Genomic DNA, 10,148 nt, shown 5'->3' with positions numbered 1-10,148 from the left:
CTCCAAGATCCCCGACAGAGTCAAGCTCAGGGACTTCACCGGAGTCCACTCTGAGGAGCCGAAGTCAGCGTCGGCGCAGTTGGGTGACAAGTCGGCGAACCTCGTCGGACGGCGCGACGCCGAGCTCCCTCATCCGTGCGACGTACCGCTTATAAAGCGCCAACACTCCGTCATCGCTGCCGCTGGCATACTCAAGCTGGATCGCGAGCTGCCAGGCCTGCTCGCGGTAGGGATCGTCGCGGAGCACGTAGTCGACCAGACCCTTCGCCTCACGAAGACGGTTCAATCGATAGGCCAGCTTGGCTGCGTCGACTCTGGCCGACAGTAGGATCTCAGTCAGAGCGAGGCGACGCTCCGCGACCCATGTGCCTGACGCCGTTGCCAGAAAAGTGCCCCTCTCTGTATTGCTGATGGCGTGCAAGAGCGTCTGGAGTCGAACCTCTCCTTCTTGCCTTCCGGCTTGCGCGACAATGTCAACAGCTCGTTGGGCCGAGCCCATCGCCAGCTCCGGGCCAACCAAACTGAAGACATTCCCATCCTGCGACGGCCCGAGGTCTGCGGGGAGCGCCTGGCGAAGCCGGAAGAGGACCTGGCGGAGGTAGCTTCGGCTGGCAGCATCGTTGCGGCCGTCGAAGAGCGCGCCGAGAAGCTCATCGCGTGTAGCTCTCCGGTCAGGGCTTCCGAGTAGATAGCTGAGCAGCTCCACACTCTTCGTCAGGCGGGGCTGGACCACATTCCCGTCGACCGTGAGGGTCGGCTCTCCGAACTCCTCGAGGACGAGACGTGGCGCACTCACATTCACGCGCACGGGGTGCCGGCCCGAGAGCACGGCGAGGACCTCGTGATAGCGCGACATGCGACTGGACTTGGTGTCCGCCGCCCTGAACGCTACCGATGGCATGTCCGCCAACGCTGTCAGCAGCAAGTGCTGAGTCCCGTGGGCCGAGGCAGAGACAATGGCCAGCTCTGCCGTGGCGTCGGACTCATCCTCGAGGCCGAGCCGCCATTGCGCCTCGGCCAGGTACACCGCAGCCGTCGGGAGATCGAGCTGACGGTCTCCTCTTTGCATACTCAGCAGGCATGCCGAGAGATGCTCCTGCGCCTCAGCATCTCTGCCTTGCCGCAGCATGGAAAGACCCGTCCAGAGCTGCCACGTCTCGCGCGTCAGGGCATAGTCCGAGGCGCCGTTGGCAGCCGCCGCCGCTAGCACGCCGTCGGCACGTTGGCTGTTGCCTTCGAGGCGCAGCCACAGCTTGGCTTCAGCGAGAAGGCTCATGTTCCAGTACACCTTCGAGCCTGTTGACGCAATGAGGTCCCGCCCCCGCTTGAGCAAGGACCAGGCTTCTTCTCCGCGGCCAAGGTCCAGCATGAGATCGACGGCGTCGACGCCCTGCAACCAAACCGGCTGCGACGAACCGCGACGAGACTCGTACATGGCCATCGCGGCATCCAAGCGCCCTGTGGCGCGCAATGCAGCAACGACCCAGGGACCCCCGAGGACAGTGCGCCACGGGTCGAACGAGCCTGGGGCGTCGAGTCCGTCAAGGCGACCGCGGATGAAGGCCAGGCGCATCAGCAAACCGTCGAGTGGGCCGGAGGGTATCGTTGAGTATTCCGGGAAGGGGGGCGGCTCCTCGCCGGTTGCGCCCGCGATCAACGAGTCGACGATGCGCTGGTTGCGACCAGGTGGCAGCTGGTCGCCGATGGACCGGGCCTCGTCGATCCGTCCGGAGTGCCAAAGGGACCAACAAGCTAGGACGCGGGCCTCCTCGGAGTTGGGAGCCCCCTGCTCTGGAAGCCAGTCATAGCCGTGCCGATCGATGAACTCAACTCCGCGACCCCATTGCTCCAGTGCAAAGGCAACGCGCAAGACGACGGATCCGATCTCCGGAGTCGGGGACCGGACAGACGCACCCAGTGCATCGAGCCAACGTGCCGCCAGGGCGAAGTCCATCCGCGCAACCAGGCTTGGGAGGACGGCGGCGGCCAACCGCCCAGCCGCCTCCACGTCGCCGAGGCGAAGCAGCTCATCGACGGCTTCCTCGCGCGCGCCGTTGGCGATCAGGACTTCTGCGTATCTGCGACGCACCTCGGCGACCGTCTTGGCGTCCTCCCGCTCGAGAGTCACCTGTAGGAAGTCACGGAACATGGGGTGGGGCGTCAAGCGCGAACCATCGGCAGACCACGTCACCGGAAGATATCGGCCCCGGAGGTCGGCCATGATGTGCGCTGCATTCTCCTGGCCCAGTGCCCGGGCTCCGTCGACCGATATTTCGTCCAACGGACTGGTATGAAGCAGAAACGTTCGTTCAGCCAGGGAAAGCGAGTTGAATATGTTTGCCGCGACGTAGGAGTGCAGTGAGTCAGGATCCATCTCGCGAGACCGGGCGTGGCGCCACCCCTTGAACAAGACGCCGGTTACCCATCCCCCCGTCGCGGCTACTGCCTGCGCGGGATCCACGTCGACGTCACCGACTGTTCGAAGTGCCGCGCTCGCCTCCTGGACGTCGAAGGCAAGGTCGGTCTCGACGAGCTCGCCGACCCGGTCGCGCTCGCTGGTCGAGCCCAAGTCGAGCTGGACGTCGACGCGCGAGATCAGTACGAGGTTCGCGTCGGACGGCAGGTAGCGGGCGAAGGAGGACAGCACCGCGGTGCAGCTCTCGTCGGAAGCGATTCGCTCCACATTGTCGCAGACCACAATGAGTCGGCTGCCCTGCAGGCTTTCGGCAAGCAGTCCAGCTGCCTCACCGATCTGAAGACTGCTGCTCAGAGCATCCGAGGCGACACCCGCTGCACTGGGGACTATGTCCTCGACAGCCGCTTCGATATAGACGAGCAGACGCCCCGCCGCCTGCTCCGTCCCGTCGAGCGACACCCACGCAACAGGCCTATCGAGGTCGCGAATAGCCAGAACCACCGCGGTTGTCTTGCCGGCACCGGCGGTCGCAAAGACTTTCACCGCCGTGTGGCGGTCGAGGAGCTCGTGTATGCGTTGGCTGGGCCTCTGGCGGTAGACCACGTTTTTCGCAGGCTCGGGGATTGCGAGTTTCCGTCTGATGATCGTGCGGTGGTGACGACCTGGTGTCTTCGGCCCGCTCGATCGACCGGGCTCGATTTCAATCATCGGAGCAATTTCTTGGATGTCCGGCGGAGCAGACTCCTCGCCCAGTACTCCAGGCCATGCGTTCCGACATCGCCCAACCTCCGCGCGTCTTAGTGCTCCTGGTGGAGTCTAGGCCAGTTGTCTGAGAAGAGCGCCTAGGAAGTCGGGGGGATCGGCGACTGACTTCGACTCAGCGGGGCAACTCGTCATGTTCGTTCATGAAGCCGTGTGTGCTGTCGGTTGTGACCCACACCAGGTCCCCTGGTCGCGGATGACGTGCGAGATTCGCAGGCGGTCGTGGGGTTGGCCGACCGCACTCGTCTGCGGGCACTGTCGCGCTGGTTGACCGGGTGGGGTGATCTTTGGGGTGGTCATGGTGGAGGGGGATCGTCCGTGGGGAGCACCTCGCCGTCGTACGAAGGGTGCCGGTACGCGGTCGAGGTGATCTCGCACTGCGTGGGGCGGTACTTCCGGTTCCCGCTCAGCTTCGGTCGGGGGGAGGAGCTGATGCTCCACCGCGGCGTCATCGTCTCCTACGAGACAGGGCGCCGTTGTGTCCAGCTTGGCCCGGCTGGCCTTGATCCGCTCCAGCATCTCCAGCACCCTCCCGATCACCGTAGTGTCCCGATCTGCTGACGGATCGTAGGGGCAGACCCGACCACGCAGACTGATCGGACATCCCCGCTGACAGGTGCGTCAGATGATCTCCGCCGCGGACATGCGCCGCCGACCAGCCAGAGCATTCAGCCCACACATCGCACCAGGGCCTTGACCTCCGACTTCACGATGCTCACAGCCCAGCCCCTAGCTCATGGCGCCGAATCCGCCCGCGAAGTAGACCAGCGGACGGCCCTCGGCTTTGTATGCGCAGTGCCGTGCGTCGCCCACGAAGATGGTGTGGTCGCCGCCGGGCAGGGTTTGGGAGACGTCGCAGACCACCGTGGCGATGGCGTCCTTGAGGACCGGCACACCGTGGCTGTCGTCGACGGCCACGCCGGCGAACCGGTCGGGCACCGGCGAGGCGAAGGTGCGGGCCAGGTGTTCGCAGTCCTCGCCCAGGATGTTGACGGCGAAGCGTCCGTGCTCGGCTATCGCGGTGCGGGTGAACAGGTGGTTGCCGATGCACACGATCAACTGGAGCGGGTCCAGCGACAAGGCGGAGACCGCGCTGGCCGTCATGCCGACGGGCGTGCTTCCGGTCCGGGTCGTGATGACGCTGACGCCGGTGGCGAGACGGCCCATGGTGGCCCGGAACATGACGGTTGTGCCGAGGGTTTCAGTCATGGAAAACCTCCGAGAGGGGTGTGGCCCGGCCCGCGCCGGCGAGAGACCTCCACGGCGAGCACCGGATGCCCCCGGCGCGCGCAGGGCGGATGCGACGGGTCATGCGCGGCCCGAGGGCGAGGTGTGCCGGGAGTCTCGGCAGGGGCGGGGTGGCGCCTGTCAGATGCGTCGCGGGCCGGGAGCCGGCCTTGCGGGCTCGAGCACGAAGGTGTGACGCAGCAGGATGTACGGCTCGTCGGTCGTGGTGCCGTACGGGCCGGTGTCGGCCGGGTGGTCCTGGTATGCCGCAACGAGTGAACGCTTGACGCCGAAGACCGGGTCGTGGTCGAGGTAGGGGTCGTCGGTGGGGAACAGCGTCGTGGTCACGTGCTGGAAGCCCGGGGCGGCGATCCGCAGGTGCAGATGCGCGGGCCGCATGACCGATCGGCCGGTGGCCCGCATCATCTCGCCGACGGGGCCGTCGTCGGGGATGGGGTAGGAGGACGGGCGGATGGAGCGGAAGCGGAAGCCCCCCTGGTCGTCGGTGCGCAGCAGGGCCCGCATGGCCGGCTCGGACAGGCCGGGGACGTCCACGTCGTAGTGGCCGTCCGAGTCGCTGTGCCACACGTCGATCTGGGCGTCCTTCACCGGTGCGCCCTGGTGGTCGGCCACCAGCCCCTCGAAGAAGAAGGGCGTGCCCGGCAGCCCCTGGCTGATGTCGGCGCCGTCGGGCAGGTGCGGGCGGTCGTCCCGGAAGAAGGGTCCGAGGACGCTGTTCTGGGTTGCCTCGGCCGAGCGCCGGTGGCCGAGCGCGTCGACCAGCATCGTGACCCCCAGCACGTCGGAGAGCAGGATGAACTCCTGCCGCGTGGGCGTGCACGCCTGTCCGGTCCGGGTCAGGTAGGCCACGCCGCGCGCCCATTCCTCCTCGGTCAGTCCGGTCTCGCGGACGAAGTCGTGAACATGCCTGACCAGCGCTTGGAGGATTTCGGCGAGACGGGGGTCCTTCGTATCCCGCACTGTGGAGAGAACTGCTGCGGTGATGGTGTCGTCGGTGAGGTCAGGCATGGGGGGCTCCCGTCGGGTCAGAGGGGTCAACAGAGGCGGACAGGGGCGGCTCGCCCGCCCAGGCCCGTTCGAGCAGGACACGCACGGCGTCCTGGTCCACCGGCCGGGGGTTCCAGTAGCCGTCCCGGACGATCAAGTCGGCGGCCTCCCGGATGCCCGACGCGGGCATGCCGAGGTCGCGCAGCGCGCTCGGGGCGCCGATCCGGCCCGCGAACTCGAAGATCGCGCGAGCCGGACCGGGGCCGGGCAGCGCCTTGCTGATCCGGGCCATGGCCGGGCCGGCCGCCGGGGCGTTGTATGCGATCACATGCGGCAGCACGACGGCGTGGATCTTCGCGTGCGGCAGGTCAAAGGTGCCGCCCAGGACATGGCACACCTTGTGGTGCAGCGCCATGCCGACCGTCCCCAGACAGGTCCCGGCCAGCCAGGCTCCGTACAAAGCCGTACCGCGCGCCTCCTGATCGGCGGGATCACGCACGATCGCCGGAAGCGCGGCGGCGAGGGCGTCCAGGGCCTCACCGGCCATCAGGAAGGCGAGCGGGTCCTGGCCTTGGGCGTACAGCGCCTCCACGGCGTGGGCCATCGCGTTCAGTCCGCTCACCGCAGCCACGTCGGGCGGCAGGGTGAGGGTGAGATCGACGTCGTACACGACCGTTTTGAGCAGTACCTCAGGCAGCCGCCGGGTGGTCTTGGTCCCCTCGTGGGTCTCGCCCAGGATGGGTGTCATCTCGGAACCGGCGTAGGTGGTGGGAAGCGCCAGATGCGGCAGGCCGGTGCGCGACGTCATGGCCTTTCCCAGACCGACGGTGGATCCGCCACCGACGGCCACCACGCAGTCAGCACCGACGGCACGGGCGAAATCAACCGCCTTATTGGTCACTGCGACAGGAGTGTGAGCTGTTGCCTGGTCAAAAGTGGCGACGCCCAGCGGGCCAAGCAGCTCACTGACCTCGCCTGCCTGCTGTGTCTGTCCGGGAGTGCACACTACGAGCGCCCGATCGCACCCCAGAGCCCGGACTTCGTCGGCTATGCCTTTGCGTGTGCCAGTGCCGAAGACCACTTTCGTGATCTGACCCCGATGTACAAACGATCTCATCGTCGTCCCTCGCGAATTTCTCACAGCGCCTGGAGTGTCACGGGGCTCCGGATGGCGCGTCAATGGACTGTGCGCATCGTGAAGTCGCAGGTCACGGTTCTGGCATGCGCGGGTATCGGGAGGCTCGGGCTGGTCGCGGGTGGAAGTCCGCCGCCATGATCATCGGTCAGCGGGCGACTTCCCGGTGGGTCAGCACCAGCAGCGCCCGCACAAGCGCGGTCGCCCATCTGGGGTCGAAACGCAGCTTGGTGAGCACCCGCCAGTTCTTCAGGTGCGCGAGGGCGTGTTCGACCGGGGCTCGCACCGCGGCAATCGGCTGGTTGACCTGCTTTTGGCTGCGGGTGACCGACCGGTTGCGGGCCGCCTTGTAGCCGGTGACCACCGCCGGGTCGTCCTGGCAGCTGCTGTCGTCCAGGCCAATGCCCCAGGCAGAACCACGCCCTTGCACACCGTCATGCACTCACTCTCCCAACAACGTGACAACGCCCGTTGAGGGCATCCAGACCGCGTTCATGGACGGCCTCCTGAATCGCCGGCGGGCGAAGCACGCTGCCGATGTGCTCGGCCCGCGGAATCCTGCGGGCCGAGCACATCGGAGGCGGTCACGCGTCCTGGGTCTTGATGTAGTCGGGCTGATCCTTGTCGTCCAGCGAGAAGCCCTGGTTGGCTGCGGCGGCCTGAGCGGGCGCGGGCTGGGTAGCGACGGGAGTCACCGAGCCGAACAACTCTTTCCGCTCGGCGACGGCGCGTGCGGTCATCTCGTCGGAGGTGCCGAGACCGATTGCCTCGCGGGCCAGTTCGGTGATGGAGCCGCCGGGGTCGGTCGAGATGCGCTGCATCGTCAGCAGCTTGATGAGGAACAACGGCGTGCCCTGGAACCTCTCGAACGACCTGAAGCGTCCTGCCCAGTCGCTGAGGAACCGGTCCTGGACGAACTTGAAGAGCCGCACCTTGTCGTGCGCGCTCATCGTCGTGCCGTGGAACATTTCCAGAAGCCTGGTGCCGATCTCGGGAACCTCGAAATCCTGCTCGCTCGGCGACAACACCGCTGAGCGGCCGCACATCTCCACGAGCTTCTCCGTCAGCCGGCCCACGTTCTCGAGGTAGTGAGCGCGGCCGAAGTCGTAGAAGATGTTGTTCGGCTTGCACAGCCCCCTGGGCGTCACGAACGCGGTCGCCTCCGAGGCGATGGTGAAGGCGCGCAGCGTCTCGTGGAAGCGGACGAGGTCGGCCAGGTCGGATCCCACGACCGGGTGCTGAAGCGTTCCCGTTGTCTGTGCGACGAGGACCGCCAGTCCGGTCATGAGCTCCGCGTTGACGATCATGTGGTGCAGGGTGTCGGCGTGCTCGAAATCGAACGTACGCTGCGCATACAACCTGGAGTGATCGACGTTGCCCAGGTGGTAGACGTGCTCCCACGGGATGAGGACGTCATCGAAGTACGCCATGGAGTCGAGCTCGTCGCCGAGGCTCGACAGAGGCCGCTCGAAGCCGGACTCGGCGGGCGTGGCGTTGGAACGGCGTCCCACGTGCGTGACCTTCGGGTGGTTCACTGGCACGCTCGCCCAGATGATGTGCTCCGGTTCCGTCCCGGGCTTCACTATGTTGCCGAGCAGTATCGTGTCGGCGAATATGACCGCCGTGGAGACCCCCTTCCAGCCGGCGACCACGATGCCTTCGTCATTGCGCTCCTTGACGCGGAGCATCGGGTTGCGTGCGGCCACCGAGGGGTCCGAGCGGTCGCGCTGCACGTCGTTGAGCAGGGGGACCGTCCAGAGATCCGCGTCGCGGTTGGCCTCGAAGTCCGCGATGATGTTGCGGGCGAGGTCGACGGTCGCGGGCGTGTCCTTGGACAGCTCAGCCCAAGGGGCGGTGTCGTCCACGAGGGCGTACCAGTTGCCGTTGTTGCTCTGGGGGAGGCGACCGAACGCGCCGCCGCCAAAGCTGCGGATCACCTGGTTGGCGTAGTCGCGCCGTCGTTCGAGGTCGCGCTGGTTTCGCGGATACAACCAGCCGATCGGGCGTCGCGTGCCGTCCTCGTCGACGAAGGTCAGGGAGGCCTCGTTCTCGGGCTGGTGATGCAGGTCATAGAAGCGCGCGGCCTGCGCGGCGTAGCCTCGGGTCAGAGGATGCTTTGTCACATCCTCGATGCGCTCACCGTCGATGAAGACGTTACGCCCGTCACGCAGAGATTCCAGGTACTCCGCACCGGTTCTCATGGTCATGCCTCCAGTTCTCCAGGGACGCGGCTCACCGTCGCGGTTAAGCCGTTAACAAACCGCGAACAGGGTGTTAATGAGCTCGTTTCACCTTGAAGTTGCTGGTCATGGGGCTGGTGTGGATCACGGACAGGTTGCTCGTGCTGGTCGGGGAAGTGATCGGTGGCAGGTGATCGTCTGCCGTGGGGCCGGTTCGCCGGAATCGCGGACCGCGTCCGGTGCCGACGCCTACGACAACTGGAAGAACGGCCAGGGATCGGTGAAGGTGGCCGGGAAGTCCTACTACTTGGGCGACCTGGTGACCGGCGAGGTGATCGACAACAAGTACAGCGTCTCCGCGCGCGTCTACAAGGGCGGCCCCCACGGCTCCCAGACCCGCCGCGTCCAGGACCGCTGGACCACCCGTTCCAAGGTGGGAGAGCAGTTCTGCTACGGGGGTTCGACCACGGGCGAGGTCTGCGGCTGGAAGGTCACCAGCGGCAAGCAGACCATCGAGTACGGCGACGGGACGATCGTCAAGAACGTCACTCGCGCCAAGAAGAGTTCTGGGACCTGCGCCGTCGGCGGCGACTCCGGCGGACCCGTCTACACCGTGCTCAGCAACGGCCACATCTATGCCAAGGGCGTCATCTCCGGCTCGCTCTGCAACGGCTGGGGCATCGGCTCCGACGCCGACGACGACGGCTGGAACGACGACCGGGACTGCTCCGACGCGACCGACTGGGACTGCGAACTCGTCTTCACCGACATCAAACTGGCCGAGGACGCGCTGCCCGGCTTGGTGAAGAAGTGGTGAGCAGGCCGCTGTACGGCGCCGGTGCCGTCGTCGCCGTCCTGGGCGCGCTCACGGCGTGCGGCGGGACACCCGAACCGTGCAGGCCGGTCGACGTCGTCCCGCAGGTCGGCGTCACCTGGCAGGCCGACGCTCTGCCCTACGGCCCCGAGGCCACCTACCGGCTGTGCGTCGCGACGCACTGCCGCAGCGGTGCGCGGAAGCTGTACGGCGACCTGGTGCGGGCCACGGTGCGGCTGCCGGAGAACTTCGACGAACGGACGCCGCGGGTGACGCTGAGGCTGTCCGACGGTCCGGGCGTACCCGATCTGGAGGTCTCTCGCACGATCACCCTGCACCACACCAAGGAAGGCTGCGACCAGGCACTGACCGGGACGCTGCGGCTCACCGCGAACGGTGAGCTGAGAAACGCCGGCTGAGCCGAGCCGGGCGGGGACAGCGCTTCCCGCCCGGCACCCGGGCGGCCCTGTGCGCGGCCCCTCGCGCACAGGGCCGCTGCCATCAGTGAGACGCCCGAACCCACCGATAAACCAACTCAGGCCTCTTCACCTGCCCATACAACGGACTCCGTCCAGCCCTCCCCGCATCCACCAGATGCTCCAGGTA

The 10,148-nt window shown here is 66.7% G+C and carries 8 protein-coding genes and 2 pseudogenes; 3 read left to right on the top strand and 7 right to left on the bottom strand.

Annotated elements, in window-relative coordinates:
- Positions 1-64: 64 nt before the first annotated feature.
- On the bottom strand, positions 65-3,124 hold the full coding sequence (locus StrepF001_RS42990; protein WP_129803515.1) for a BTAD domain-containing putative transcriptional regulator: 3,060 nt from the start codon (positions 3,122-3,124) through the stop codon (positions 65-67).
- Between the two features lie 372 nt (positions 3,125-3,496).
- Between StrepF001_RS42990 and StrepF001_RS49160 the strand changes: the two are divergent.
- A pseudogene (locus tag StrepF001_RS49160) lies at positions 3,497-3,676 on the top strand (IS6 family transposase); the annotation flags it as partial.
- 231 nt (positions 3,677-3,907) lie between these two features.
- Here the strand turns inward: StrepF001_RS49160 and StrepF001_RS42980 are convergent.
- From StrepF001_RS42980 to StrepF001_RS42960, 5 genes are all read right to left on the bottom strand, one after another.
- Positions 3,908-4,387, bottom strand: a complete 480-nt coding sequence (locus StrepF001_RS42980; protein WP_129803514.1) for a flavin reductase family protein — start codon at positions 4,385-4,387, stop codon at positions 3,908-3,910.
- A gap of 159 nt (positions 4,388-4,546) precedes the next feature.
- The gene (locus StrepF001_RS42975; RefSeq protein WP_129803513.1) at positions 4,547-5,434 is read right to left on the bottom strand and encodes a dioxygenase; all 888 of its coding nucleotides are present in this window, start codon (positions 5,432-5,434) and stop codon (positions 4,547-4,549) included.
- Positions 5,427-6,530, bottom strand: a complete 1,104-nt coding sequence (locus StrepF001_RS42970; protein ID WP_165396569.1) for a maleylacetate reductase — start codon at positions 6,528-6,530, stop codon at positions 5,427-5,429. Before StrepF001_RS42970 ends, StrepF001_RS42975 begins: the two co-directional genes overlap by 8 nt.
- 166 nt (positions 6,531-6,696) lie before the next feature.
- The gene (locus tag StrepF001_RS42965) at positions 6,697-6,990 is read right to left on the bottom strand and encodes a transposase family protein (protein WP_240797974.1); all 294 of its coding nucleotides are present in this window, start codon (positions 6,988-6,990) and stop codon (positions 6,697-6,699) included.
- Positions 6,991-7,132: 142 nt separating this feature from the next.
- Positions 7,133-8,755 carry a 4-hydroxyphenylacetate 3-hydroxylase N-terminal domain-containing protein gene (locus StrepF001_RS42960; RefSeq protein WP_129803511.1) on the bottom strand — a complete coding sequence of 541 codons (1,623 nt, stop codon included), beginning with the start codon at positions 8,753-8,755 and terminating at the stop codon, positions 7,133-7,135.
- A gap of 163 nt (positions 8,756-8,918) precedes the next feature.
- Here StrepF001_RS42960 and StrepF001_RS42955 point away from each other — a divergent pair, with 163 nt between their 5' ends.
- Both StrepF001_RS42955 and StrepF001_RS42950 read left to right on the top strand, forming a co-directional pair.
- Positions 8,919-9,545 (top strand): hypothetical protein, encoded by a 627-nt coding sequence (locus StrepF001_RS42955; RefSeq protein ID WP_129803510.1) that lies wholly within the window; start codon positions 8,919-8,921, stop codon positions 9,543-9,545.
- A complete protein-coding gene (locus tag StrepF001_RS42950) occupies positions 9,542-9,961 on the top strand; it encodes a hypothetical protein (protein WP_129803509.1) in 420 nt (139 codons plus the stop codon). The genes StrepF001_RS42955 and StrepF001_RS42950 overlap by 4 nt, the downstream gene beginning before the upstream one ends.
- 82 nt (positions 9,962-10,043) lie before the next feature.
- Here StrepF001_RS42950 and StrepF001_RS49155 read toward each other — a convergent pair.
- Positions 10,044-10,148 (bottom strand): annotated as a pseudogene (locus StrepF001_RS49155) (two-component system response regulator); the annotation flags it as partial.

Origin of the sequence: Streptomyces sp. F001, assembly GCF_004187715.1 — a bacterium.
In the GTDB taxonomy this organism is placed as follows: Bacteria; Actinomycetota; Actinomycetes; order Streptomycetales; family Streptomycetaceae; genus Streptomyces; species Streptomyces flavusporus.
This window is presented reverse-complemented; position numbering and strand designations above follow the sequence as displayed.